Below are 26,684 nucleotides of genomic sequence, written 5' to 3'. Positions count from 1 at the left end.
GAAAAGAATAATGAGCAAGAAAATCTTCGTAACCGACACCATCCTGCGCGACGCCCACCAATCGTTGCTCGCAACCCGCATGCGCACCGACGACATGCTGCCGATCTGCGACAAGCTCGACAAAGTCGGCTACTGGTCCCTGGAAGTCTGGGGCGGCGCGACCTTCGACGCCTGCGTGCGCTTCCTTAAAGAAGACCCGTGGGAGCGCCTGCGCAAACTGCGCGCCGCGTTGCCCAACACCCGCCTGCAAATGCTCCTGCGCGGCCAGAACCTGCTGGGCTACCGCCATTACAGCGACGACGTGGTCAAAGCCTTCGTCGCCAAGGCCGCAGTCAACGGCATCGACGTGTTCCGCATCTTCGACGCGATGAACGACGTGCGTAACCTGCGCGTGGCCATCGAAGCGGTCAAAGCGGCGGGCAAACACGCCCAGGGCACCATCGCCTACACCACCAGCCCGGTGCACACCGTCGAGGCGTTCGTGGCCCAGGCCAAGCAGTTGGAAGCCATGGGTTGCGACTCCATCGCGATCAAGGACATGGCTGGCCTGCTGACCCCGTACGCCACCGGCGAACTGGTCAAGGCGCTGAAAGCCGAGCAGACCCTGCCGATTTTCATCCACTCGCATGACACTGCGGGTCTGGCCGCGATGTGCCAACTCAAGGCCATCGAAAACGGTGCCAGCCACATCGACACCGCCATCTCCAGCTTCGCCTGGGGCACCAGCCACCCGGGGACCGAGTCGATGGTCGCCGCCCTTAAAGGCAGCGAATTCGACACCGGCCTGAGCCTGGAACTGCTGCAAGAGATCGGCCTGTACTTCTACGCCGTGCGTAAGAAATATCACCAGTTCGAGAGCGAATTCACCGCGGTCGATACCCGTGTGCAAGTCAACCAGGTGCCGGGCGGGATGATTTCCAACCTGGCCAACCAGTTGAAAGAGCAGGGCGCCCTCAACCGCATGAGCGAAGTGCTGGCTGAGATCCCGCGCGTGCGTGAAGACCTCGGCTTCCCGCCGCTGGTCACGCCGACGTCGCAGATCGTCGGCACCCAGGCGTTCTTCAACGTGCTGGCCGGCGAGCGCTACAAGACCATCACCAACGAAGTGAAGCTCTACCTGCAAGGCGGCTACGGCAAGGCGCCGGGCACGGTGAATGAGCAACTGCGTCGCCAGGCTATCGGCAGCGAAGAAGTGATCGACGTGCGCCCGGCTGACCTGCTCAAGCCGGAAATGACCAAGCTGCGCGGCGAGATCGGCGCGTTGGCCAAGTCCGAAGAAGACGTGCTGACCTATGCCATGTTCCCGGACATTGGCCGCAAGTTCCTCGAAGAACGCGACGCCGGCACCCTGGCGCCGGAAGTGCTGCTGCCAATCCCTGAAGCCGGCGGCGTGGCGCGTGCCGGTGGCGAAGGTGTGCCGACCGAATTCGTCATCGACGTGCACGGTGAAAGCTACCGCGTGGACATCACCGGTGTCGGCGTGAAGGCCGAAGGCAAGCGCCACTTCTACCTGTCCATCGACGGCATGCCGGAAGAAGTGGTGTTCGAACCGCTCAACGAGTTTGTCGGCGGCGGCAGCAGCAAGCGCAAGCAAGCCACTGCGCCGGGCCATGTCAGCACCGCGATGCCGGGCAATATCGTCGACGTGCTGGTCAAGGAAGGCGACGTGGTCAAGGCCGGCCAGGCCGTGCTGATCACCGAGGCGATGAAGATGGAAACCGAAGTGCAGGCAGCGATTGCCGGCAAGGTGACCGCCGTTCACGTGGCCAAGGGCGACCGGGTCAACCCTGGCGAAATCCTGATTGAAATCGAAGGCTGATCCAGCCTTCGACACTATCGCTTAATCCTCGGGGGGGCAGGTGCCCTCCTTTTTTTTGCCTGCTCGTTCCCACGCTCCGCGTGGGAACGCCGCCCCGGACGCTCCGCGTCCCGCTGTCGTAAGACGTGTCAGAACCTCATCCGCCATTGCCCCATCAGGCCCTGGTTGCTGCTGTGGGTGCCGTTTTCAGCCATATAGGCCAGGCCGAGGCTGTGGTTCGAAGACAGATTCAAGTCCAGCCCCGCCAACAGGCTCAGGCTGTTGCGGTCCAGGGAAGAGCCTTGGATGGTGAAGTCATCGATGCCGCCCTGGCGAAAGGACTGGCGCACCTGGCTTTCGACGTCGCCATACAGGTGTTTCCAGCCTGCGCTCAGGTGTGGCGTGAGGCTCATCTGGTTATCGAACCGAATCAGCCTGGCCAGGCGCAGGCCAACGGTGCTGTTCAGGTTTTGCTGGGTCTGTGCATCGACATTCAGTGCTGTCGGCCCCCCTTGCTCCCTGAAACTGTCCCGGCTGTAGCGCTGGTAGCCAAGCCCGGCAAACGGCTCGATGCTCAGGCTGCCAGTGCCCAGTTGGTAGCCCACTTCACCGAACACATTCTGGCTTGTGGCGTTGTAGCTGCCCTTGAGCGTGTCCTTGTAACTGAGGATCTCGACGCCGCGTCGATTCTGCCCGGCATGGCTGCTGTAGATCGCCCCCAGGCGCAACGCCAATGGGCCGTCCTGGCGCACGGCGTAGGCGCCCAGGTGCCAGCTGTCCAGGTCGGCGGTGAAGCGTCGGGTGTCGAAGCGACTGCTGGACTTGGCCCCCAGCACCCCGACTCGCCATGCATGATCGACTGCCCAGTCTGCGCCCAGGAGCACGCCCTGGTTGGCCGTGTTCAGGCCGGCGGTGCCGCGCTGGCTGTCGAGGCCGCCTTCACTGCCGAGGTTTTTGACCCAGAAGTGGCCATCGGTGTCGGTGGGCAGTTCGCGCAGGGTCGAGAGCACGCGGCTGCTGAGTTGCTGGGTCGTGCTCTGTGTTGCAGCGGCGAGGTTGGCATTCTGGCTACCGGCCAACTGTTCGAGAGCTGCGCCGAAAGCGTTCGGTTGCTGCGCGAGTTCGGCGTAGCGTTTTTCCAACGCCTTGAGCTGTTCAGAGGTCAGCTGACCAGATTCCAGCAGGCGAACCAGCGCCGGCTCCAGCACCTTCGCCACCTGCCGGCCATTGTGTGTGGTGGCTTGGCGGATGATAAAGCCGTCGATGGACGCGGCTTCAATGTTCGGCTCATACGCCCATTCGTCATCCAGCGCGTCGTAGGGGTGAGGCCAATAGGGCATGGACTCGATGTCGCCGCGTGCTTGCGCGTGGGGAAGGCTGGCGGCTACCGCGAGGCTGATGAACAGTACGATTCTGCGGGGGGTTATGGGCATGAATTCCCGACCTCTTGTGGATGAGGTCGGGAATTTAGCGAGATGGCGGGGGGATAACTGTCAGGGCCAACACTCTTGGTGTGCGGGAGTTGTCTCTATTGGCGCGGGTTTCAAATAGGGTCTGCATTTTATTGCGTACAAAATCACACAGCCGTCATCTACCTGCATTTTATTGCAGTTGCTCGGTGTGCAAATGGGCGTGGTCAAGCTGCGCCGTCACTACAGCTGAGCATCAGCCTCGGCGCACATACCCCTTGCCGTAATGCCGTTCCATCCGCGCCTGGATCAGTTCCAGTCCCAGGGACAGCACCCAGTAGATGATCGCAGCGGTGGTCAGCATCTCGATATAGCGATAGCTCGACCGGCCGTAGGATTGCGCCAGGAACATCACTTCCCACACACCCATCACCGAGATCAGCGACGAGTCCTTGAGCATCGAGATGAACTGGTTGGTCGCCGGCGGGATGATGGTGCGCATGGCCTGGGGCAAGGTCACGTGCCAGAAGATCGCACTGTCGCGCATGCCCAGGGCCAGGGCCGCTTCGCGTTGGCCAAGGGCGACGCCAAGGATGCCGGCGCGGAAGATTTCGCTCAGGTAAGCGCCGTAGTTCAGCGACAACGCGATGATCCCGGCGACGATGGCGCCCGGCACCAAACCCAGCTGCGGCAGGCCGAGGTAGATCAGCAGGATCTGGATCAGCAGCGGCGTGCCGCGAAAGAACGACGCGTAGAAGCTGGCGATGCCAAAGGCCACGGCGCTTTTCGACAAGCGTCCCAGCGCGGTGACGAAACCCAGCACCGAGGAAATCACCATGGAGCACAGGCATAGGAACAACGTCAGCGCCGCGCCTTGCAGGAAGCCGTTGGGCGCCAGGTGCAGGCCGACCAGATTGGGCAGCTTGTCGAGGATGATCGAGAACTTCAGGTCAAAGCTCAGGAAGAAGCTGGCGAACAGGCAGAACAGCGCGGCCCAGGTCAGGTAGAGCCGCGTGCGAAAGCCAAACAGCCGCTGCACGCGTGATTCGCTGATCTTTGGAGGTGTAGGAAACGCTGTCATTGGCTGATGTCGGCGCCGATCCATTTTTGCGACAGCTGGCTCAAGGTGCCGTCCTGTTTCAGCTGGGCGAAGACTTCACGCACCTTGCTGTCCCACTGCGGGTCGCCTTTTTCGATGGCCACCGAGTTGGGCTCCGAATACAGCGCCTCGCCAGCGAGCTTGAAGCGCTTGTCTTCGCTCAGGCGCGGTTGTGCGGTAACCAGGTTGGTGAGGATCGCATCCAGGCGCTTGCCGGCGCCGAGGCCGAGGTCCTGGAAGGCCACGTTGTCGGTGTCGTACGGGGCGATCTGCACGTTGTCGAACGGGTACTGCAACTGGGTGTCTTCGGCGCCTTCGATCACCAGGTTTTTGTTCAGGTAGCTTTCATAGCTGGAGGCGCTGGTGAGGCCGACTTTCTTGCCGCTCAAGTCCTTGGCGCTGTGGATGCGGTCGTCCGTGGCGTTGACCACGATCACCGCGGGCGACGCGTAGTACTCCACCGGGAAATCGAACACTTCGGCGCGGGCCTTGCTCGGGGTCATGGAGCAGATGCAGATGTCGTAGCGCCCGCTCCAGCGGCCGGCGGCGATCACGTCCCAGGACGGGGTTTCCAGGCGCAGCTTCACGCCGAGCTTTTGTGCCACGGCCTTGGCCACATCGACGTCGAAGCCGTCCAGTTGGTTTTGCTCGTTCAAGAAGGAAAACGGCGGGTAGCTTTCCATCAGCACACCTACCAACTCTTTCTTTTGCTCGATGCGGTCCAGCGTGGTGCCGCCGAAGGCTTGGGTAGAAGCAGCCAGAATCGTCAGGCCCAAGGCCAGCAGCGGTTTAAGTTTCATGAAGAGCACCGTTAGAAAAAAGAGTTGTTATGTACTGAATTGAACGTATTAAATAGTTATAAGAACGACTCTCATAGTGAGTTATTTTCATAAGCTTATGAGTAAAAAGCATATGGCCAACGCAACAGTAATTCTCGATGGCGGCATGGGCCGTGAACTGCAACGCCGTGGCGCGCCGTTCCGGCAGCCGGAATGGTCGGCGCTGGCGTTGAGCGAAGCGCCGCAGGCAGTGGAAGCGGTGCACGCGGCTTATATCGAAAGTGGCGCGAACGTCATCACCAGCAACAGCTATGCGGTGGTGCCATTCCATATCGGCGAGGCGCGTTTCGCCGCCGAAGGCCAGGCCTTGGCGGCGCTGGCCGGTGAATTGGCGCGGCGTGCCGTGGACGCGTCGGGCAAGGCCGTGCGGGTGGCTGGCTCGCTGCCGCCGCTGTTTGGCTCGTACCGCCCCGACCTGTTCGAGCCGCAGCGCGTCGCCGAGCTGCTGACGCCACTGGTGCAAGGCCTGGCGCCGTTTGTCGACCTGTGGCTGGCCGAAACCCAGAGCTCCATCGCCGAAGCGCGCGCCATCCAGGCCGGGCTGCCAAAGGACGGCAAACCGTTCTGGCTGTCGTTTACCCTCAAGGACGAAGACACCGACGACGTGCCGCGCCTGCGCTCCGGCGAGCCGGTGGCGGACGCGGCCGAAGCAGCGGCGCAGTTGGGGGTGCAGGTGTTGCTGTTCAATTGCAGCCAGCCCGAAGTGATCGGTGATGCGATCGATGTCGCGCGTCAGACGTTCGAACGCCTGGGCGTGCAGATTGACGTAGGCGCCTACGCCAACGCCTTCCCGCCGCAGCCCAAGGAAGCCACGGCCAACGATGGCCTGGACCCGTTGCGCGACGACCTTGACCCGCCCGGCTACCTGCACTGGGCCGCCGACTGGCAAGCGCGTGGTGCCAGCCATCTGGGCGGGTGCTGCGGGATCGGGCCGGAGCACATTGCGGTACTGGCCCGGCAGTTGGCGGGTTGAACCAGCACTGAACCGAATGAGTCAGCGGCGAGGCTCCTCAAGCTTCAGGAACACGGCCAAGGTGACGGGGTCGTTCAGTCTGCGCAGGACATTGTCCAGCGCTGAACGGTTATTGAGTGTTTGTTGTGTTTCGCTGGGGAGTCGCGCCAGGTATTTGTCGTCGATCTTGAGATGGGCCGCCGTGAACTGACTGGCCGGCGCCTTGAGGGTGGAGTAGTGAAAGTGCGCCAGCCATAACGGCTGATGGAGGTTGGCTGAGTCGCAAATGAAATATTCCTGGAAGTAGTCGTTGAGCTGCTGGGTCTTGATTCTGCCTGTTTCATTGCGCGTCACCCGGACCTGGTCGTTCTCGATCAGCCACTGAAAGTAACCCTGCCGGGGCTTTCGCAGCTTGAGCATGGTTGCTCTGATGTTGATACCTTCCTGGCGCAACCGGGCTGCGCCTTCTTTGAGTTCGACAGCCATGTTGGCTACCGGAAGGGCTTTGCCAGCCTGCCTGGCGGCGGCATGTAGCGGTTCGAAGGCGTCGAGGGTCTGTTCCAGCGTGAGGGCATGCAGATCGAACAGGTCCTGCATGTCGGCGGGTATTCGAAAGGGTTTCAGCGCGCTTTTTTTCGTGTCACGGATAAAAGCGTCGAGCCCATTGGTCAGTTGGAGCCCTTGGTTGGTGATGTCGCTGTAGTCGCTTGTTTGTTTCGGCGGCTGTTTCTTCAACGGCTGGATGAGTGTCAACGGTTCCTGCCGGGGGATGTTTTCCGTTTCCTTGGGCTGATCGCGCGGACGTTTTTTGATGATCCTGGCTGTTGGATACGGCTTGGACGTAGACGGCTTGGCAGGTTTGCGCCCGGAAAGACCGGCCTCGGCTTCCTGTTGAAGTCGGCTGCCAATATTGCTCTGGACCAACAGGAGGAATTCGTTGACGACGCTTTTCAGGTTTCCAAGGGCATTGGGGTTGACCCGTTCTGGAAACTCGCCAGGCAGCTCGTCTATCCGATTGCTGATGCTCTGGAGTTCTTCGACCTTCGCGGCCAGTGTTTCCAACTGTGCCTCGTGGGGGGCATCCTTCAATATTTGCGTTATGTTTCTGCTGGCCGCAGTGGCACGCTCCACCACTGCGTAGACGGTACTTCGGGCTTCAGCCATGTCTTGCGCGGCTTGCTCACGTACGCACAGTTCGGCGGCGCTCGTGATTTCATTGGCTTTCAATTCCCAGCGGGAGTGAAACTGCGCGGATACTTCGATCTGGCGGGCGGTCAAGGCCCCGGCGGCTCCCATGCGGGACAGCTTATGTCTTGCGACACCCAGCTCGTTGAGCTTGGCGTCTATTTCCCTGCCCATGGTGGTGGCTGCGTTGATGTCTGTCGGGAGTTGTTGCCGAGCGTTCACCTCATCGGACTCGCGGCTTTTCAGGATGCGCTCGACAGCGGCGTTGTAGGCGACGTGCTTGAACGCGATCCAGGTCATCAGGTAGGTGTTCAAACTCTTGTATAGCTTGAGCAGCTTGTCCTCATAGCCGATGGTGCCGCCTTCGTCTCTCCACTTCTCCAGCAGCGCCAGTGACGTTTGACGATTGCTGATCAGCTCCTGGGACTTGGACAGGCTTTGGTCCAACAGGGTCGCGGTGGTGGGGGACTTGAGCAGGGTGTGCATTTCTTTTTTCAGCACCTTTTCATGTTGCTCCAGCGTTTCGCATTGTTGCTCCAGGGGCTTGAGTTTCTGAGCTCTGAGCAGCCGCGAGGCCTTCAACTTGCTTTTCAAGCTTTCGTTGCTGCGCAGCAGGCGCAGATCCGTGTTGATACGCCAGGTGCCTGCTGGCGTCTTGGCCAGGCAAGGTCCTGTGAGCGAAGGGTTTTCAGGGTCGAGAACGTGAATGTTGGCATCGTCATCTTCAGCCACCTGGAACCACCGCTGATCCACTTGGGCATAGGTTTTTTCCGCCTCGTCGTAAAGCGCAGGACGCTGTTCGGGGGCGGGCTTGTTGCTGAGGTCTGGTGCCTTGACCTTGTACGCGTCCAGGTAGGTGTCCCACTGGGCCGGCGTCCGGCGCGGTACGACGCCCTCGACAGCCAGCGTCGAGAATTGACTGTGTGCCAGTACACCGCCTGAGGCCGTGGTCCGTATTTGTGGGGTTGTGGGCAAGGGGGGGCTGGGGTGGCTCGGTCTTGGGGATTTGGCTTTGCCCCTGCGCAGGGGCCCGGCCTTATGGGTAATAACGATGGCCAAGGCCATGAGCACGTCGCCCAGGCGTTGCCACTTGATCAAACTGTTGCCCTGTTCAGGGGCATCCAGCACGTGCTGGAGCTGACCGAAAATTTGCCAGACCCATACCGCCGTAGCGACGTTGCCGTTCATGAAGCTTGAAGCGGCATTGAAGATCGCCCAGGCGCTGTCTTCCAGCAATGCCCAGCGCCGCTCTGCGTTGGAGAGCGATTCACGATCCGCCAATTCCGTCATGGCCTTTGCGTTGGCATCAAACAACGCGGCAAAAATATCGCCCTTCAGCTCGGTTTTGGAAAACACCGGGCTGCCTCCCCATTCCAGCAGTTTCGACGGCGTCGTCACGAGCTCTCTGATCAGCCAGGCCGAGGTCAGACCTGCCGGGAAGATGTACTGGGAGTAGTTGAAACTCAACTGCCGGTTGGGTAGCCACGCCAATATGGAGTCCCGGACCTCCCCCGGCTGGTGCAGCTCATACTTCAGGTTTTGCAGGGACGGGAACTGTAGCAACGGGTTTTCGAGTAACGGGCGATACAGCAGGCACGGTCCTTTTTGCCAGTCCCGGGGGCCGATGATGTAGACGTTGAGGACATCGTCGAATGTGTGGCTGATGCGCAGGCTGGGCCGTATCGACAATGGGCGGATAACGATAGGGTCCGCCGTGCCGGGCGTCGGGTTGACCAGTTCATTGATGTAGCGATAGCCCTGCTCGTCGACATTGCCTTGGTGGGTGAGTTTGCATTCCAGCGCCAGCAGTGGCAGCAGCGAGCGCAGTTGCCGGATGTAAAAATTCTTTTGTCGGAGGGCTTCGTGTGGGTCGTCAATCAGCTTTTCTCTGATCAGTTGCGGATATACCCGGCCGATATCGACCTGTTCTGAAATCTGCGTCAGGTACTTGTCCGTGAGCCAGCCGGGCACTGTTTTCCCGTCCTTGAAGCGCACGGTTGCCTGGTAGGGCGGGGTGTTGCTGAGTGCATATTCACCCAGGGTCTGCGTGTAGCTTCCCACTGGGTTGGGCAGCGTAAAAGGCCCGACGTTGAGAGGTTCCGTAAGGGTGATTTGTATCTCGTCGAGTGGCAGCTTGTCGGCACCGACGTTGTGTTTGTCGGCAATGATGGCGTTGCGCATCTTCTCTTGAGCGAAGGCCTTGATGGGTTGGATCTGGAACAAGTCCGCGGGCACATCGCCGTACAGCGAGCTCAGGTCGAGCATGTGCTGGCTGTAGTCGTTCAACGCCTGGGGTGAGGCATCGCGCAACCATTCGGGAATCGCACCATCGAGCATGTTCAGGCGCTGTGTATCCGGGTCGGTGTCCGGCGGCGCTGCGGCTGGGGAGAACTGCTCCAAAAGGTTGCTGAAGCCCTCGGTTTCGATGGCGTTGAGCTGGGTGGCGATCAGGGCCCAGGCCATGTGATCAAAAAAATCCCCCTCAGGTTCGACCAGGCGCAGCGACAGCGGCAACTCGCCCATCGACGGACTGAGCCTGGCCTGTGCCGATGCCGCTAAATCCTGCAGGGAGGCGAAGGTTTCGTAACCGTATTCGAGGGTGTACATCATCAGGATATCGGCGTTCCTGAACGTGCCTTGCATGACGGCGGTGCCGGCGAGCATGAGGTGTTTGAAGCTTTTGTCGTTCGAGGTGTCAATGTCGAGCAGGCACACCTGGATATGCGCCAGGTCGGGCCGTTGGAGAAGGCGTTGCTGTTTGTCGGGGTACATCGAGATCCCGCGTGCAATGTCACAGTGATCGGCATTCCAGCCCTTGACCTCCTGGATGTTCAGCGCGGCAGCCAGGCCGTCGGCCAGTTCATGCCAGCGCGGCAGGCGGGTCCCCGTGGCGTTCCAGAACGCCAGTTGCTGCTCCTTGAAGGCGACGAAAAACACCGGCGCCAAATCATTGAGCAATGTGGCGATCTGCTCGATGTTGACCGGCAATTGAATGGGGGGTTGCGCCATAGGCTGTTGAGTGAGGAAGTGCTCGCCCTGTAGATAGTTGACCGTGGTGCTTTCCAGGGCCAGCCGCGCCAGGACGTAGGTCAGGGGCGTGTATTGGGTGTCGACACAGGTCAGCTCGTTGTCGATGAACTCCCAGATCGGGGTGCCAACCACCGTTCTGCCGAGGTCAATATTCAGGTCGGGGTAGAGGGTGTCCAGTTCGGCGCGCAGTAGAGTGCTGGCCACTTCATTGCTGGTTGGCCCGTCCTCGGTCAGGCGGGTGAGCAGTGCTTTTTCCCTGAGGGGTTTCGGGCTTGGCAGGGCAGGCTGTATGGACGTTATTGCATTCATGCGGTTCTCCATGATCAGGACGGCGCGAGACGCCATTGCAGGGAGAACCTAAGGGATAGGGGGTGTAGGGCAGGTGGTAGTTAGATAGGCGCGGTGCGGCATTCCAACAGCGTCTTCACCTGGCCATCGTCCTTGAAGTTCTCGTCCGACAGCCACCGTTCAAAGCCTGCCCCGATCGCCGGCCATTCCGCGTCGATGATCGAATACCACGCGGTGTCCCGGTTCCTGCCCTTCACCACCGTATGCTGGCGGAACACCCCCTCGAAGCTGAACCCCAGCCGCTCTGCGGCGTATTTGGAGCGGCCATTGGCGTTGTTGCACTTCCACTCCAGGCGGCGGTTGCCCTGGTCGAAGGCGTACTTGGCCAGCAGGTACACCGCCTCGGTGCTTTTGGGCGAGCGCTGCATGGGGGCGCCAAAGGTCACGTGGCCGATTTCGATACGGCCTTGCTCGGGCACGATGGACATCAGGCTGAGGATGCCTTGCACTTGGCCGGTCGCGCGGTCGATCACGCTGAAAAAGTACGGGTCGCTGTGGGCCGCGTGCTTGTTCAGCCAGTCATTGAATGCGCTGCGCTCGGGGAAAGGGCCGTAGGGCAGGTAGTCCCACAGCTTGGGGTCGGCGCCAGGGCCTTGCAGGGCTTCGAACAGAGCGTCGCCATGGCGCGCCGGGTCGAGCTTTTCCAGGCGGATGAAGCGCCCTTCAAGCAGTTGCACCGTGGGGGCCGGGACGCCTTTCCAGTCGGCGAGGGAAGTTGACATGCTGCGCTCCTTAAAGACCTTTGCGAAATTGGATAAAGCCGGGACGTTCGGCGATGCGTTCGTAGAGTTGGATCGCGGTGGCGTTGGTCTCGTGGGTCAGCCAGTGCACCTTGGCGCAGCCGTCGGCCTTGGCGGTGGCGTAGACGAATTCGATCAGCTTGCGGCCCACGCCGGTGCCGCGTTGGCTCGGGTCCACCAGCAGATCCTGCAAGTAGCAGGAATTCTCGATGCTCCAATTGGAGCGGTGATAGATGAAATTGACCATGCCCACCGCCTTGCCGTCCTGCCAGGCCAGTGCCGAGCAGGTGGGCTCGCTGGCGTCGACCAGGCGCTGCCAGGTGCTTTGGCTGACCGCGTCCGGCAGTTCGGTGTTGTAGAACTTCAAGTACGCCTGCCACAAAGGCAGCCACGCAGCGTGGTCGGCGGCGCTGACCTGGCGGATATCGATCTGACTCATTCTGCAACTCCTTGGGGAATAGAGCGGGCGAGGGTCTGGTCGCGTGCATCCGGGCTGGCGGCCAGGCCCTCACGCACGCCGGCCATGTCGGCCGGGCTACGGTTCTGGCTGAGCTTGCGCGTGCCGATCAGGCGCTCCATCGGCAGGGCAAAGCCGACGATGGCCTTGAGCATGCCGTCGATGTAGTCGGCCGGGGCATCGCTGACCTTCCACGGTTGGGCGCGCGTGCCTTCATGGCGATCCGTCAGCGCAGTGACGACCGCCAGCAAACGTTCGGCATCGTCGAACACTTCGGCTTTGCCGTAGGCATGCACGGCGATGTAGTTCCAGGTGGGCACGACTTTGCCGTGCTCGGCCTTGGCCGGGTAGAACGCCGGGCTGATGTAGGCCTCGGCGCCGGCAAAGATCACCAGCGCTTCGCTGCCATTTTGCAGGTCGCGCCACTGCGGATTGGCCTTGGCCAGGTGCCCGTAAAGCGTGCCGTTCGGGCCTTCTTCGGGCTGGAGCAGCAGCGGCAAGTGACTGGCCAGCAGGCCCTGTTCGCCAAAGGTCACCAACTGCGCCAGGCGGGTGTGCTGGATCAGCTGATGCAGTTCGGGCAAGTCGTCGAGGGCAAAGGCGCGGGGTGTGTACATGGAAATATTCCTTGGCGAATGCCAGCATCCTAGGCAGGCTAATGGATCGTGGAAAGATCCATCTGGCACCCATTTCATAGGTCCAATATGTCGCCCATCACGCCGCCGTTGTCCTTCAACCCTGCGGGAATCGAGTTGGATCGTCGCCAAGGGCTGACACGCCAGCTGTATGACGCCCTGCGCCAACGGGTGCTGGACGGACGGCTGGTCAGTGGCACGCGCTTGCCCGCCAGCCGCGACTTGGCGGCGGCGCTGTCGATCTCGCGCAACAGCGTGGTGCGCGCCTACGATCAGCTGTATGCCGAAGGCTTTATCGAAAGCCGGGTCGGTGATGGCACTTATGTGGCGCAACTGCCTGCGGCAAAAAAACTATCCACAAAAGTATCCACAGGCTTACACACAGGCTTATCCCCAGCCTTATCCACAAAATGGTCAAATTTGCCGGAAGATCTCGACAATGAAGTTATCCACAGCGGCGGTTTGGCGCGGATAAAAACCCACCATCTGTCACAACCTCCAGCGGGGCCGCCACGGGCCTTTCGCGTGGGCGTGCCGGCGTTCGATCTGTTCCCGTTTGAAGTGTGGGCCAAGCTGAATGGGGCCTTCTGGCGTAAGCCAGACCTGGAACAACTGTGTTATGGCGACCCGGCGGGGGATGCCCGGCTGCGCAGTTTGATCGCGGCTTATTTGCGCAGCTCCCGGGGCATGCAGTGCGCGGCTGAACAAATAGTGATCACCAGTGGCGCACAGCAAGCGATTAGCCTTTGTGCACAGTTGCTGGTGGAGCCCGGCGACGGCGTCGCTGTGGAAAACCCGGGCTACCGCGCGGCAGGTCATGCGTTTGCCCTGGCCGGGGGGAAATTGCACGGCGTGCCGGTGGATGGCGAGGGTATCGACTGCCAGGTGCTCAACACGCTGGAAGACTGTCGTGTGGCCTACGTCACACCGTCCCATCAATACCCGCTGGGGGTGGTGATGAGCCTGGCGCGGCGCCTGGAATTGCTGGCCTGGGCCGCGCGCACGGGCGGCTGGATCATCGAGGACGATTACGACGGCGAGTACCGCTACAGCGGCGCACCCTTGTCTCCCCTGGCGGCGCTGGATCGCAGTGGCCGGGTGCTCTATGTCGGCACCTTCGGCAAGGTGGCGTTTCCGGCCTTGCGCCTGGGCTACCTGGTGTTGCCGCCGGGCCTGGTGGACGCGTTTTCCCGGCGCCGGGCCGTGGACATGCGCCACTCCGAGGTCAGCACCCAGGCGGTGATGGCCGAGTTCATGGCCGCCGGGCACTTTCAGCGCCACATCCGGCGCATGCGCCGGGCTGCGTTGAGCCGGCGCAATGCCTTGCTGGCCGGTTGGCCTTGCGGCTTGCCCGGTATGGGCGAACTGCCCAGCGTTGCGGCGGGGCTGCACATGACGGTGCGCGTGGACAGCCTGGCCCGCGAGCAGCAGTTGCTGACGCAGGCCCACGCGGCGGGGGTCGAGATCAACGGCTTGAGCAGCTATTGGCTGGCGCAATCGACCACGCCCGAGGACCAGCGTGCCGGCTTGGTTTTGGGTTTTGCGGCGGTGCCTGAGGCTGACATCGCCGAGGCGCTGGCGCGGTTGCGCCAGGCTTGGCGTATTGCCCGTTAGTTCAGAGCAAAAAAGCAATCTGTGGCGAGGGAGCTGTGTTCGCCCATCAGGTGCCGGATTTGATCTTGGTCCAGGCGCGCGTCCGCGCACGCTCGGCATCACGGGCCAACGGTTTCAAGGTGTACAGCGTGGCCATCGCCGCATCGGTCGGGTACAGGTTGGGGTTGTTGCGGATCGCCGGGTCCACCAGCTCGGTCGCATCCTTGTTCGGGTTGGGGTAGCCGACAAAGTCGCTGACCGGCGCGATCACCTGGGGTTGCAACAGGTAGTTGATAAAGGTGTAGGCGTCCTGCGGGTTCTGCGCACCTTTGGGGATGGCGAGCATGTCGAACCAGATCGGCGCGCCTTCCTTGGGCAGGCGCATGTCCACGGTCACGCCGTTCTTGGCTTCCTTGGCGCGATTGGCAGCCTGGGAAAAACTCCCCGAGTAACCCACGGCCACGCAGATGTCGCCATTGGCGATATCGGCCATGTATTTGGAGGAGTGGAAGTAGGTGATGTATGGGCGGATTTTCATCAGCAGCGCTTCAGCCTTGACGTAATCCTTGGGGTTGCTGCTGTTGGGGTCCAGGCCCAGGTGTTGCAGGGCCAGCGGCAGGATCTCCGACGGCGAATCAAGCAAGGCCACGCCACATTGCTTGAGCTTGCTGATGTTTTCTTCCTTGAAGATCAGGTCCCAGCTGTCCACCGGCGCGTTCGGGCCCAGCACGGCCTTGACCTTGTCCGGGTTGAAGCCGATCAGGATGGTGCCGTACATGTAGGGCACGGCGAACTTGTTGCCGGGGTCGTTGGCTTCGATCAGCTTCATCAGCTTGGGGTCGAGGTGGTTCCAGTTGGGCAGTTGGCTACGGTCCAGGGGCTGGAACACGCCGGCTTCGATCTGCTTGGCCAGGAACACGTTGGACGGCACCACCACGTCATAGCCGGAGTTGCCGGTGAGCAGCTTGGCTTCCAGGGCTTCGTTGGTGTCGAAGATGTCGTACACCAGCTTGATCTGCGGGTTCTGCGCCTTGAAGTCTTCCAGCGCCTTGGGGGTGATGTAGTCGAACCAGTTGTAGACCTTGAGGGTTTTTTCTTCGGCCTGCACGGCGCCGCTCAAAACGGCAGCGCACAGGGCCAGGGAGGTGAGCATCTTCATCGGGCAGATCCTTCTTGTTCGAAACCTTCGAGGACGTTGACGGCGTTGATGCCGATTTCTTCCACAGCGTAGCCGCCTTCCATCACGAACAGGGTGGGCTTGCCCAGGCGCGCGAGGCGTCGGCCCATGGCCAGGTAGTCCGGGCTGTCGAGCTTGAACTGGGAAATCGGGTCGTCTTTGAATGTGTCTACGCCCAGGGACACCACGATGATGTCGGCGGCGTAGTGTTCGGTTTGCTTGCACGCCTCCTCCAGCGCTGCGCTCCACTGCTCCCAACCGGAGCCGGCCGGCAGCGGATAGTTGAAGTTGAAACCTTCGCCTGCACCTTGGCCCCGTTCATCGGCATAACCGAGAAAAAACGGAAACTCCGCTTCCGGGTGGCCATGGATCGAGGTGAACAGCACGTCGCTGCGTTCGTAGAAAATCGACTGGGTGCCGTTGCCGTGGTGGTAGTCCACGTCGATGATCGCGACCTTTTGCCGGCCCTGGTCGAGAAACGCCTGGGCGGCGATGGCGGCGTTGTTGAGGTAGCAGTAACCGCCCATCAAGTCGCTGGCGGCGTGATGCCCAGGGGGGCGGCAGAGGGCAAAGGCACTGTGGGCGCCTTGTTGGATCGCCTGCTGGGCGGTGAGTGCCACTTGCGCCGCGCTGTAGGCGGCTTGCCAAGTTCCAGCGGTGATCGGTGCGCCGCCATCGAAGCTGTAGTAACCGAGTTGGCCATGCAGGCTGGTGGGTAACACTCGGCGCAGGGTGCGTGCGGGCCAAGTGTAGGGCAGCAGGTCACCGTCCTGGCCGTATTCGGTCCAGCGCGCCCAGGCACCTTTGAAGAAGTCGAGATAGTCGCGGCTGTGGATGCGTTGCAGGGGCGCCAGGCCGAAGTCTTGCGGCGCCTGCACCGGGCCGAGGTTGCGGTCCTTGACCCGTTGCAGCACATGGTTGGCGCGCGAAGGCATTTCGAAGCAGGGCATCAGTTGCCCGTCCATCAGCTCGCAGCGTCCGTGGTGCAGATGGTGATCGTCGGAGTAGATCGTCAGCATGGGTGCTCCCCGCAGGCTCGTTGTTGTGCCTGGCAGTGTTGCGGCCCGCGCGAATCATGAGAACGGCAGGAGCGGCCAGAAGGGGATAGATATGGCCAATGGTATTGACCGTAATTCGCCCTTCAATGGCGCATCAGGCTGGGCGCCACCCCGCTCCAGCGCACAAACGCATGGCGGAAACTCGCGGTTTCGCTGAAGCCCAATTGTTCGGCGATGCGATGAATCGGCATCTGGTCTTGTGCCAGCCACTGCTTGGCCTGCTCAAAGCGCAACTCATCGAGCAATTGCTGATAGCTGCAACCCAAGGCGTGCAGGTGTCGGCGCAGCGTACGTGCAGAGCACTTCATCTGCGCAGCCAAGCCCTCCAGGCCGGGGGCGGCGTGCAGTTGGTCAGCCAGCAATTGGCGCACACGGTTGAGCCAGGCCTGGCGCCCGGTGAACTCGGAATTCTGTTTGCGGCAGCGCTCGGCCATGGCGCGATGGGTGATGGCATCTGCCAGGGGCAGGGGTTGTTGCAGCCAGTGCTGGTCAAAGGCAAACCCGCTGGCGGTGGCATCGAATTGCAGCTGGCACTCGAACCGCTCGGTATAGCGGGCGTGGTAGGCCGGTGCCGGGTAGTCGAAGCGCGCTTGATGCAGGGGCAACGTGCGGCCAAGCAAGTCATCGCAGATAACTTTCATCGACACCAGGCAAAACTCCACATTGAACGCTGCCAGTGCCGGGCTCTCCCGATAGTCGCCAGCGGTTAGCCAGACCTGCCCGCCGTCCTCCACCAGGCTCAGCTCGAAAAGTGTTCCCAATAGCGCCGGGTAGCGCAGCGCCAGGCGCAAAGCGTCACCTAAGGTGGCACTGGTGAGCAGGGCATAACCCAGCAGGCCGTAGGACGACACGTGCATGCGCTGGCCCAGGTCCAGGCCGATGTCGTGGCGCAGGGCCACGGCATTGGCGCATACCCGCAGCTCCTGGCACGTGGTGATGCGGCTGTCGGCACGGCTCAAGTCGGCCATGCCTATGCCGCTGCCCGCGAGCAGTGTCTCGCCGGGCAGGCCGTGGTCCTTGAAGGTCGCCAGGACCAGGGACACGGCGTTGAGGGTGGTGAGGTGCGAATGCAACATGGGCGGCCGATGTCAGAGGGTTAGCGCCAATGCAGCAAGTTGTGTGCCGCCGTTTGGCTTATTGATCCGGCTGCCAAAAACGCCACCTGGATTTGGCCTTGGATACTTCAAAAAACAGGTCCTGGGCCGGTTTCAGGCTGATTTCGCTGCGCAGGTAGGCGAGCCTTTCCCATTCGTTCGTGCTCGAAATGGAGGCGGAGTCGCTGGCCGCACCCTGCTCCTCGACGGTCTTGAGCCGGCCGGATACGTAGCGCTCGGGCGATATCCATGACTCGGTGTAGTGAAATTGCGCGTACCAGAGGATGTCTTTGGTCGACCGATCGCGAATCAGGTATTCATCCAGGAACAGCAGTTTGGGGGCTGTGGTGAGCGGTTCGCGCAGCTTGGTCTGGGTGATGGTTATGGCGTTGTGACGCTTGAGCCACTCGACGCTGGCCACGGTCGGAGGGGACTCCTTGAGCATTCTCGACATATGGGCATCGCTACGTCTGAACAGGTCGTTTTCCTGGGTTTTCAGCGCTTGATCGATGAATTTCGCCGAGGCGATATCTTTCTCGCTGGCTTCGCCTTGCGCGAGTGCGTGGCTGATGACGTTGCGGGTGCTTTCCAGTTCATAGGCCTGCTGGCGAAACAGGTATTCGATGCCGCAGGCGGTTCGTTTCGGTGTGGCGGCAAGGCGTTCTGCACGCTCGAGGAAAGCCGGCATGTCGTCCAGTAACGCTTGGCCTTCACTGGCCGCGGCGAACACCGCCATCGGCGGGGTTGTCGGTGGGGTTGCCCAGTGTCGCAACCATATGCCGTCCTTTTCGCGGTAAGTGGCGACGACTTTTTCGGTCACCGGCGAAATGATATCCACCAGGCCCGTGTCTTGCCCCGTCCAGTCCAGGCGCGGCTTGCCGATAAGCAGGCCGGCATGGCGCGTGCGGATAATTTTCCTTTGCAGGGGGGCTGCCGCAGGCATCGGTTTGCCGCGGCGGCGTACCACTTCGCGTTCGGCACTCACCAACGACAGGTTGTTCGTGGTGTCTTTGGCGAACCGCTTGAGCTGGTCCTGCAGTGCCTGGACGTTTTCGCCCCGGGCATACTCGGCATACTGCGACGAGAAGTCTTCCAACTGTTCGTCGAGCATTTGGAACTGTTCGACCAGGTGGTTCAAGATATCGATGCGCTCGTCCATGCGCGATTCGCTGCGTTCGTACACGGTATCGCGCAGGCCCAGGACGGCGAGGTCGGCGGTGTCGACAATCCGGTCGATGCTGTTCCAGGCCTTGGATTGGCTGATCGTGCTGCTTGCGGCCAGGCACAGGTTACGGGCCATGGTCACCTGTATAGACCTGACATCGACGCTTTTATAGGCCGGCATTTCCCGTTGGATTTCCTGGCGCAGAATGGCGCCGTCTTCGCCCAGTTGGCGCAGTTCATCGAAACGCGTGTCCATGTATTCCAGGTGCTTGAGCATTTCCGCACAAAGGTCGTTCATCAGGCGGGCCTCATCGATGTAGCGCTCTTGGGGCATCTGGGCCTGTCGCACGATTTTGGGCAGCATCTCTTGCATGCGCGGGGTGAACCGAGTGCCGGTTTCCCTGACCCCGTTCAGGGTCATGGCGGCCTGGTTTTTGACATATCGGAGGGCTCTTTCCGCGTATCTGGGTGAGAACTCGTGGATGCTTATCTGCTTGAGCCCCTGCAGCGCCGTTTCGTACGTGCGGCAGATGTTTTTCAAGGTGCGCAGATAGGCCCGCCGGTTGGCTTCCGCCATCGTGCCGGATGAGGCGGCTGCCGACCCTTCCATGGCGCCGTGGGCGTCATCCAGGTTTTGCTGGAGGCCTTTTTCGACCTCGTGGAAGTTGCTCAGTTGTTTTTTCAGCGTGGATGCGCGCTGCTCCGCCAGGCTGGTCGCCTTTCGGGCCAGCACGATCGGGCCGCCTCCGCGCAGGCGCAGGCGCAGGCGCGTGTCGACGAACCATTGGCCCTGCCGGTTATGTATCAGGGGCGGGCCAGTACGCAGCGGTTGGCTGGGATCGACAATGATGGCTCGATCATTCTCATCCACCTGTACTTCGAACCAGCGCTCACCCACTGGGGCGTAGTATTTTTGCCCCCCCTGATACAGGTGAAGGTGAGGCCCCGCGGTGCTGATCTGCGTGCCCAAGGTGTCGGGCCTGGGGACCTTGAAGCGGTCCAGCACGATGCCCAGTCGTACGGGGGTGTTGTTGAGGGCGCCGCTGGTGTGCAGGGGGCGGGGGTGATCGTACGGCAATTGTTCGGGGGTGACGGTGGGCAACTGACGGATAGTGAGCGGTTCTGCCTTGGGGGCGGAAATGGGGGGGGCGAGGCGTTCTTCCGTCGACTCGGCCGCGCTGGACGGACGGGGCGAGGTGCGAGACGCAGCATGCAAGGCAATGGCCATGCCGAGGTTGAGCAGCAGGTCGGACAGCGCGGCCCACGGTGATTGGCGTGTGGGATGCTCCTTGGCGTCCTTGAGTGCCTCCAGTTGATCCATGATCTGCCAGACCCACGCGGCGGTGTTCACTGTGCGCCCGAGGAAGGGCAAGACGCCGTTGAATATCGCCCAGCCTGCGCGTTTGAACGTGGCCCAGCGGGCTTCGGCATTCGACACCGCCTGGCGGTCGGCCAGGGTGATCAGGGCGTTTGCATTGGCGTTGTACAGCGTGGTGAACAGGTTGCCGTCGATGGCGTCGCCGCCCAGTTGCAGCGGCCCGCTCAGGCTGGCGAGTTTGAGTGGGTTGGTGGCGACTTCGGCGACTGTCCAGGGGGACGGAATTTTCGTCGGGAAGACGTAGTGGCGATAGTCGTCGCGCACGTCATCGGGCAGCCAGGCCAGCACCGATTCGCGCAGGTCGGGGGACTGCTGGATGGCGTACACCAGGTTGGCGGGTGAGGGGTATTGGGTCAGGGGCTTGTCGAGCAGGGGCCGATAGAGCAGGCACGGACCGCTGGCCGGGTCCTGCGGGCCGATGACAAACATATTCGCGACGATATCCGCCGTTCTGTTCAGCCGCAGGCTGGGCAACAACGCCAGTGGGCGCACGACGATGGCGATGTCATCCACCTGCCGGTCGGATTTTTCCGCCTCCATCGCCGCCGCGACAAACCGGAAACCCCGCTCATCGATCCCGAATTCCCGGCGGATCTTGGCCTGCAACGCCAACAGCGGCAGTTGAATGCCCAGGTGATAGGCGTAAAGCGTGCCGCGGCGGTCGGCTTGCGCGGGGTCATCCAGCAGTGTGCTTTTGATCAAGCGAGGATAGGCGTTGCCAATGTCGATGCGGCTGATCAGTGTCTCCAGGTAGTCCACGGTGAGCCATTCGGGCAGCGCGCGTGGCGGGTTGTGTTCGAGGCTCTTGATGCCCAGAGGCACGTCAATCAGATTTTGCAGGGCCAGCTGGCTCATGCTGTACAGGGTGGTATCGAACTGCCACGGCAAGGGGAACAACCCCACCACCACAGGGCTTTGGACCTTCAGTTGAAGGGTGTCCAGCGACAGGTTGGTGGCGTCGGGGTGATCCTTGCGAATTTCTGCTTCCAGCTTGTCCAGGGCGTATTGCTCGATGGGCGCAATGCCCTCGTCGTAACTCTTGCCCTGGTAGAAGGTGTTCAGGGCCGACAGGTCTTTCATGTAGCGGGAGTAGCTGTTCATGTCCGAAATCGACGCATCGGCCAGCCAGTTGGGAAGGGCTTGCTGCAACCAGTCGATATCCTGCCCCGGGCTTTCGCCGTAGGGCACGGCGCCGGGTGGGCCTGCCAGGGCCAGCGGGCTGACGCCTTGGCCACGCAGGTCGGAAAAGTCGATGGCGCCGATCGCTTCGATCTGCATCGTCACCAGGGTGCAGGCCAGGTAGTCGAAGAAGTCCCCGTCGGGCTCCACCAGGCGCCACTGGATTTTTTTGTGGGTGATCGCAGTGTCCAGCAGCAGCGGCAGGTCCTGGCCCAGTGCGTCAAGCGTGGCGTATTTGCGAAAGCCCAACAGCATCGAGTGGGCGAGGATGACCTCATGCCCGTCCTGCTTGCCGATCACCACGCTGACCAGGTGTTCGTTGAGGTGGGTGGCGTTGCCCTGGTCATCGACCTGATCGACGTCCAGCACGTACGCGTGAGTGCCAAAGCTGTCGTCGGTTGCCCGGTGCGCCAGGTCGGGGGCCTGGGCGACTTGGCGAGCCATCTGGCAATCCTCATCGGTCCAGCCGTGTACTTCGCTGACATTCCAGAGGTCGCGCAACACCAGGGACAACTCGTGCCAATGCGGCCCGCTGCCGCCCACGGTCTGGTCCCAGAACGCCAATTGCTGTTGCTGGTAACCCCGGATCATTACCGGCGCCAGTACATTGATGATCAGGGCAATGTCTTCGATGCGCACGGCCAGGTGCACAGGTGGCTCGGTGATCGGCAACGGGGTGAGAAAGTGAATGCCGTCGATGAACAGGGACGGTACGGCGAGCACCGCCTGGCGTGCCAGTATGTCGGTGAGCGCGCGGTATTGCGGGGGGGTGGCGACAATCTCGCCGTGGACGACGTCCCAGCTCGGGGTGCCGACCATGACGACGTTCGGGTCAATGTGCAGGTTGGGATAGCGCTCTTGTAACTTCAGGCGCAACAAATGCGCGGCGACCTCGCGAAAGGCCGGGCCGATGGACAGTTGGTTGATCAATGAAGACGTGAGGCGAGCGCGTGGGGCGCGGCGCGGTGCTGCAGTGGTGACGACGGGAGGCATGGGCATTCCTGATGTGCGTTAGCAAGGACAACCACCTGAAGGTGGGTGGTTGCCATGCTAGAAAGCGCTCAATCAGAAAGGCGGTGCATATCTACAGGGCTCGGCTCAGCCGAGTTCACCGCACAGGTTGGTCTCCACCAGGCGGCGGATGTGCGCGTGATCCAATCCAGCGCCGACCAGCGCATTGAGCTTGCCGAACGCGGCTTCACGGGTCATGCCGCCGCCCGACAGTACGCCCACACCGCGCAAACGGCTGCCGGCTTCGTAGACGTCCAGTTCAACGCCGCCTTCATGGCACTGAGTGATCGCGACCACCACCACGCCTTGGTCCTGGGCCCGCTGGAGGCTTGCGAGGAACTCAGGGTTGTCGCTGGGGCCGGTGCCGCTGCCAAAGCACTCCAGGATCAGCGCCTGGATGCCGCTGTCGATCACGGCGTCCAGCTGCGCCGCACTGATGCCGGGCACCAGCGGCAGGACGCCGATGTTGGCCAAGGCTTTTGGCTGGCGATAGTCCAGCGCGTGGGGGATGGATTCGGCACGGGCCACGCCGCCCTGGCGATTCAGCGCCGCGAATGGGTTGCGGCCGAAGCTGCGGATTTTCGCGCAGGCCGTCGGTGCCATCAGTGCGCCATGGAAGTGCAGGTGCACGCCCGGGGCCAGGCCCGCGCGCAATGCCAGCAAGGCACCGCTGACGTTTTCCCAGGCATCGCTGTCGGGCACGCCGGCCGGCAACATGGAACCGGTGAACACCACCGGCGCCGGCAAGCCCAGCAATTGGAAGCCCATGGCTGCCGCGCTGTAGGCCAGGGTGTCGGTGCCGTGCAGGATCAGCACGCCGTCGCAGCCTTGGTCCACGGCATCGATCACCGCGGTGCGCAGGCGCTGCCAGTAGGCGGGGGTCATGTTGGCGCTGTCGATCAGCGGGGCCATTTCCTGGAATTGCCACGCGGGCATGGGCTGGCCGGCAAGCTGTTCACGCATACGGGCTTCGAAGCCGGACGCGGGCGCCAGGCCATTGGCGCTGGCCTGCATGCCAATGGTGCCGCCGGTGTAGAGCACCATGACGTTGCTAGATGGGGACATCGAATTTTCTCCTGAACGAAAAACGCCGCACGGCCCCGAGCATGCCCAAGGTCGTGCGGCGTGTCATCTCTCTACGCTTAGCGCTGGGCTTGGGCGTTGAGTTCAGCCGATGGCGCTGCTTCCGGTTTTACCGGATTGGCCGGCCAGGCCTTGCGGTCGAGGTCCAGGTCAGGGAACTGGCTGGAGTCGAACACCGGGGTTTTGATGCCTGCGGCGCGCTGCTTGTCGTAGTCGTTCAGGATGCGCATGGCGATCTTGAACAGGAACGCCAGGGCGAACAGGTTGACGAAGGCGAGCATGGTCATGGTGATGTCGGCAAACGCGAACACGGTGCTCAGGTTCTCGATCGAACCCCAGAAGATCAGCACCAGCACCAGCGTGCGGTAGCCGATCAGCACCTTGCGGTTGTTGCCCACCAGGAAGCGCAGGTTGCTCTCGCCGAGGTAGTAGTTGTACATGATCGAGGTGAACACGAACAACGCCAGGGCCACGGAGATGAACATGCGGCCCCAGTCGCCCACTACCGCGGCCAGGGAGTTCTGGGTCAGGGCAATGCCGTCGCCTTCAAAGCCTGGGGTGTAGAAGCCGGAGAGCAGGATCAGCAACGCCGTGCAGGTGCAGATCACGAAGGTGTCGAGGAACACGCTGAACGCCTGGACCACGCCCTGGGCAATCGGGTGCTCTACGGAAGCCACCGCCGCCACGTTAGGCGCACTGCCCAGGCCGGCTTCGTTGGCGAACACGCCGCGCTTAACACCCATGATGATCGCGCTGCCCACCAGGCCACCGAAGGCTTGGTCGAGGCCGAAGGCGCTCTTGACGATGGTCATCAGCATGGCCGGCACGTGGTCGAATTGCAGCACGATCACGTACAGGGTCACGGCGATGTAGACCAGGGTCTTGACCGGCACCAGCAGGTCGGCGATCGAGGCGATGCGCTTGATCCCGCCGATGAACACCAGGCCCAGCAATGCCGCGAGGGCCAGGCCGGTGTAGGTGGTGTCGAGGCCGAAGGCGTTGTTCAGCGAGTGCGTCACGGCGTGGGCTTGCAGGCCGTTGAAGGCGAAGCCGAAGGTCACCAGCAGCAGGAACGCCATGACCATGCCCAGCCAGCGCTTGTGCAGGCCGTGCTGGATGTAATACGCCGGGCCGCCACGGTAGGTGCCTTCTGCGTCGGTACGCTTGTACAACTGGCCGAGGGAGCATTCGATAAAGCTCGAAGACATGCCCACCAGCGCGGTGACCCACATCCAGAACACGGCACCCGGGCCACCCAGGGTCACGGCAATGCCGACACCGGCGATGTTGCCGGCACCGACGCGGCCGGCCAGGCTGAGCATCAGCGCCTGGAACGAGCTGAGTTGGTCGGAGCTGCTCTTGAGGCTGTCTTTGAACACCGAGAACATGTGGAAAAAGTGACGCAGCTGTACGAAACGCGAGCGAATCGTGAAATAACCGCCGAGCCCGACAATGAGCACGATCAGTACTTTCCCTGAGAGGAAGTCGTTGATGACTTCGAGCATGGAGTGTTCCTCGCTGATTTTTCTAATGGCAAACGCAGGACGGTGCGACGCCGTCGCTTGGCACCAGGCAGTGCGCGACAGTTCGACCCCAATCCTTTTGCGGGTTGTTATTCATGCGGTTTCGCGTGTGTACCCGGGCCTCGTTACCGACGGCCGCAGCGCGAAGAGGGGCGGCACTATACCTAGGAGCGCGTGATCCGTCTGCACGGGGCGATTAAAGGTTTCAGCAGGGTGGCGGGCTTGCAGGGCGATATTGGAGTTTTTATGGGCTTCATTTCACAACCTTGAGGCAAAAAAAAGGGCCTGAAGAACGAGCCTTCAGGCCCTCAAAAGGTGAGAGGTGTCTAGTCCCTCAACCTGGTGAGCGGTGCAACAAACGCTTAAGCCTTCAGCGGGACCAAACGTGGAGCGATCATGTTTTCCGGGCGCAGGATGTCGTCGAGCATGGCGTCGTCGAGCAAGCCTTCTTCGCGCACCAGTTCCAGCACGCCGCGGCCGCTTTCAAGGGCGATACGGGCGATGCGGGTGGCGTTTTCATAGCCGATGTACGGGTTCAGCGCGGTGACCAGGCCGATGGAGTGCTCCACCAGTTCGCGGCAGCGCGCTTCGTTGGCGGTGATGCCGACGATGCAGTGTTCGCGCAGCATGTCCATGGCGCGCTGCAGCAGGCGGATCGAGTCGAAGATCTTGAAGGCGATCAAAGGCTCCATCACGTTCAGTTGCAGTTGGCCGCCTTCGGCTGCCATGGTCAGCGCCAGGTCGTTGCCGATCACTTGGAACGCTACCTGGTTAACCGCTTCCGGGATCACCGGGTTGACCTTGCCGGGCATGATCGAGCTGCCTGGCTGACGCGCTGGCAGGTTGATCTCGTTGATCCCGGTGCGTGGGCCGCTGGACAGCAGGCGCAGGTCGTTGCAGATCTTCGACAGCTTCACCGCGGTACGCTTGAGCATGCCGGAGAACAGCACGAAGGCGCCCATGTCGGAGGTGGCTTCGATCAGGTCGGCAGCCGGGACCAGCGGCTGGCCGCTGATGGTGGCCAGGCGTTGTACGGCCAGGGCCTGGTAGCGCGGGTCGGCGTTGATGCCGGTACCGATGGCGGTGCCGCCCAGGTTCACTTCGGTCAGCAGCTCTGGCGCCAGGGTTTTCAGGCGGGCCAGGTCTTCACCGAGGGTGGTGGCGAAGGCACGGAATTCCTGGCCGAGGGTCATCGGCACGGCGTCTTGCAATTGGGTGCGGCCCATTTTCAGCACGTGGCCGAACTCGACGCCCTTGGCGGCGAAGGCCTGGATCAGGCTGTCGAGGCTGGCCAGCAGCGCGTCATGGCCCAGCAGCAGACCCAGGCGGATCGCGGTCGGGTAGGCGTCGTTGGTCGACTGCGCCATGTTCACGTCGTTGTTCGGGTGCAGGTACTGGTACTCGCCCTTCTGGTGACCCATGGCCTCCAGCGCGATGTTGGCGATCACTTCGTTGGCATTCATGTTGGTTGAAGTGCCAGCGCCGCCTTGAATCATGTCCACCACGAACTCTTCGTGGAAATCGCCGCGGATCAGCCGGGCACAAGCTTCGCTGATGGCAGCGTGCTTGGCTTCACTGAGCTGACCCAGCTCGCGGTTGGCGTCAGCCGCCGCTTGCTTGACCATTGCCAGACCGACCACCAATTTCGGGTAATGCGAAATCGGAACGCCCGAGAGGCGGAAGTTGTTCACCGCTCGCAGGGTCTGGATGCCGTAATACGCTTGTGCAGGTACTTCGAGTACGCCAAGCAGGTCTTTTTCGGTACGGAAAGATGCAGCGGAGGACATGACGGAAATCATCTCGATATGGACCCAGAACTGGCCGGAACGCTGCGAATGCTAGGCTTGTGTGAGTTTTTGGGCCAATGCTGTTCAGCACTGGGCTATGCATAAACGGCATAATGCAGGTGTGACCCGGCTATCATGGCGGGCG

General features: G+C 61.8%; 17 protein-coding genes. 3 read left to right on the top strand and 14 right to left on the bottom strand.

The window, feature by feature from the left end:
• The first annotated feature begins 10 nt into the window (after positions 1-10).
• The gene (gene oadA / locus B348_RS0126330; RefSeq protein ID WP_017739020.1) at positions 11-1,819 is read left to right on the top strand and encodes a sodium-extruding oxaloacetate decarboxylase subunit alpha; all 1,809 of its coding nucleotides are present in this window, start codon (positions 11-13) and stop codon (positions 1,817-1,819) included.
• A 128-nt stretch (positions 1,820-1,947) separates the two neighbouring features.
• Here the strand turns inward: oadA and B348_RS0126325 are convergent, their stop codons facing one another.
• The 3 genes from B348_RS0126325 to B348_RS0126315 all read right to left on the bottom strand — a co-directional run bounded on the left by B348_RS0126325 (position 1,948) and on the right by B348_RS0126315 (position 5,106).
• Positions 1,948-3,231 (bottom strand): autotransporter domain-containing protein, encoded by a 1,284-nt coding sequence (locus B348_RS0126325; protein WP_017739019.1) that lies wholly within the window; start codon positions 3,229-3,231, stop codon positions 1,948-1,950.
• 232 nt (positions 3,232-3,463) lie between these two features.
• Positions 3,464-4,288: an amino acid ABC transporter permease gene (locus tag B348_RS0126320; protein ID WP_026137081.1), complete on the bottom strand. Its 825-nt coding sequence runs from the start codon at positions 4,286-4,288 to the stop codon at positions 3,464-3,466.
• The gene (locus tag B348_RS0126315) at positions 4,285-5,106 is read right to left on the bottom strand and encodes an ABC transporter substrate-binding protein (RefSeq protein ID WP_017739017.1); all 822 of its coding nucleotides are present in this window, start codon (positions 5,104-5,106) and stop codon (positions 4,285-4,287) included. The genes B348_RS0126320 and B348_RS0126315 overlap by 4 nt, the downstream gene beginning before the upstream one ends.
• A gap of 112 nt (positions 5,107-5,218) precedes the next feature.
• Between B348_RS0126315 and B348_RS0126310 the strand changes: the two genes are divergently transcribed.
• Positions 5,219-6,118, top strand: a complete 900-nt coding sequence (locus tag B348_RS0126310; protein ID WP_017739016.1) for a homocysteine S-methyltransferase family protein — start codon at positions 5,219-5,221, stop codon at positions 6,116-6,118.
• Between the two features lie 21 nt (positions 6,119-6,139).
• Here the strand turns inward: B348_RS0126310 and B348_RS0126305 are convergent, their stop codons facing one another.
• The 4 genes from B348_RS0126305 to B348_RS0126290 all read right to left on the bottom strand — a co-directional run bounded on the left by B348_RS0126305 (position 6,140) and on the right by B348_RS0126290 (position 12,474).
• Positions 6,140-10,621, bottom strand: coding sequence for a dermonecrotic toxin domain-containing protein (locus B348_RS0126305; RefSeq protein WP_017739015.1), 4,482 nt, complete (start codon positions 10,619-10,621; stop codon positions 6,140-6,142).
• 80 nt (positions 10,622-10,701) lie between these two features.
• A complete protein-coding gene (locus B348_RS0126300; protein ID WP_017739014.1) occupies positions 10,702-11,382 on the bottom strand; it encodes a GNAT family N-acetyltransferase in 681 nt (226 codons plus the stop codon).
• Positions 11,383-11,392: 10 nt separating this feature from the next.
• Entirely contained in the window at positions 11,393-11,839 is a 447-nt protein-coding gene (locus B348_RS0126295; protein ID WP_017739013.1) for a GNAT family N-acetyltransferase, read from the bottom strand.
• On the bottom strand, positions 11,836-12,474 hold the full coding sequence (locus B348_RS0126290; RefSeq protein WP_017739012.1) for an FMN-binding negative transcriptional regulator: 639 nt from the start codon (positions 12,472-12,474) through the stop codon (positions 11,836-11,838). The genes B348_RS0126295 and B348_RS0126290 overlap by 4 nt, the downstream gene beginning before the upstream one ends.
• Positions 12,475-12,561: 87 nt before the next feature.
• Between B348_RS0126290 and B348_RS0126285 the strand changes: the two genes are divergently transcribed.
• Positions 12,562-14,106, top strand: coding sequence for a PLP-dependent aminotransferase family protein (locus B348_RS0126285; RefSeq protein ID WP_017739011.1), 1,545 nt, complete (start codon positions 12,562-12,564; stop codon positions 14,104-14,106).
• A gap of 46 nt (positions 14,107-14,152) precedes the next feature.
• On the opposite strand, the gene B348_RS0126280 is transcribed toward B348_RS0126285, so the two are convergent.
• The 7 genes from B348_RS0126280 to aspA all read right to left on the bottom strand — a co-directional run bounded on the left by B348_RS0126280 (position 14,153) and on the right by aspA (position 26,539).
• Complete coding sequence (locus B348_RS0126280) at positions 14,153-15,244, bottom strand: polyamine ABC transporter substrate-binding protein (protein ID WP_017739010.1); 1,092 nt, start codon at positions 15,242-15,244, stop codon at positions 14,153-14,155.
• A complete protein-coding gene (locus tag B348_RS0126275) occupies positions 15,241-16,281 on the bottom strand; it encodes a histone deacetylase family protein (RefSeq protein WP_017739009.1) in 1,041 nt (346 codons plus the stop codon). Before B348_RS0126275 ends, B348_RS0126280 begins: the two co-directional genes overlap by 4 nt.
• Positions 16,282-16,403: 122 nt before the next feature.
• Positions 16,404-17,396 carry an AraC family transcriptional regulator gene (locus B348_RS0126270; RefSeq protein ID WP_017739008.1) on the bottom strand — a complete coding sequence of 331 codons (993 nt, stop codon included), beginning with the start codon at positions 17,394-17,396 and terminating at the stop codon, positions 16,404-16,406.
• A gap of 58 nt (positions 17,397-17,454) precedes the next feature.
• Positions 17,455-22,128, bottom strand: a complete 4,674-nt coding sequence (locus B348_RS01000000130340; RefSeq protein ID WP_017739007.1) for a dermonecrotic toxin domain-containing protein — start codon at positions 22,126-22,128, stop codon at positions 17,455-17,457.
• 105 nt (positions 22,129-22,233) lie between these two features.
• Positions 22,234-23,211 (bottom strand): asparaginase, encoded by a 978-nt coding sequence (locus B348_RS0126260; protein WP_026137080.1) that lies wholly within the window; start codon positions 23,209-23,211, stop codon positions 22,234-22,236.
• 77 nt (positions 23,212-23,288) lie between these two features.
• Positions 23,289-24,734, bottom strand: a complete 1,446-nt coding sequence (locus tag B348_RS0126255) for a sodium:alanine symporter family protein (RefSeq protein ID WP_017739005.1) — start codon at positions 24,732-24,734, stop codon at positions 23,289-23,291.
• A gap of 380 nt (positions 24,735-25,114) precedes the next feature.
• Positions 25,115-26,539 (bottom strand): aspartate ammonia-lyase, encoded by a 1,425-nt coding sequence (aspA, locus tag B348_RS0126250; protein WP_017739004.1) that lies wholly within the window; start codon positions 26,537-26,539, stop codon positions 25,115-25,117.
• Between the last annotated feature and the right edge of the window lie 145 nt (positions 26,540-26,684).

Source organism: Pseudomonas sp. CBZ-4 (assembly GCF_000346755.1).
Classification (GTDB): Bacteria; Pseudomonadota; Gammaproteobacteria; order Pseudomonadales; family Pseudomonadaceae; genus Aquipseudomonas.
The sequence above is the reverse complement of the archived record's forward strand: the minus strand, read 5'-3'. Positions and strand labels throughout refer to the sequence as shown.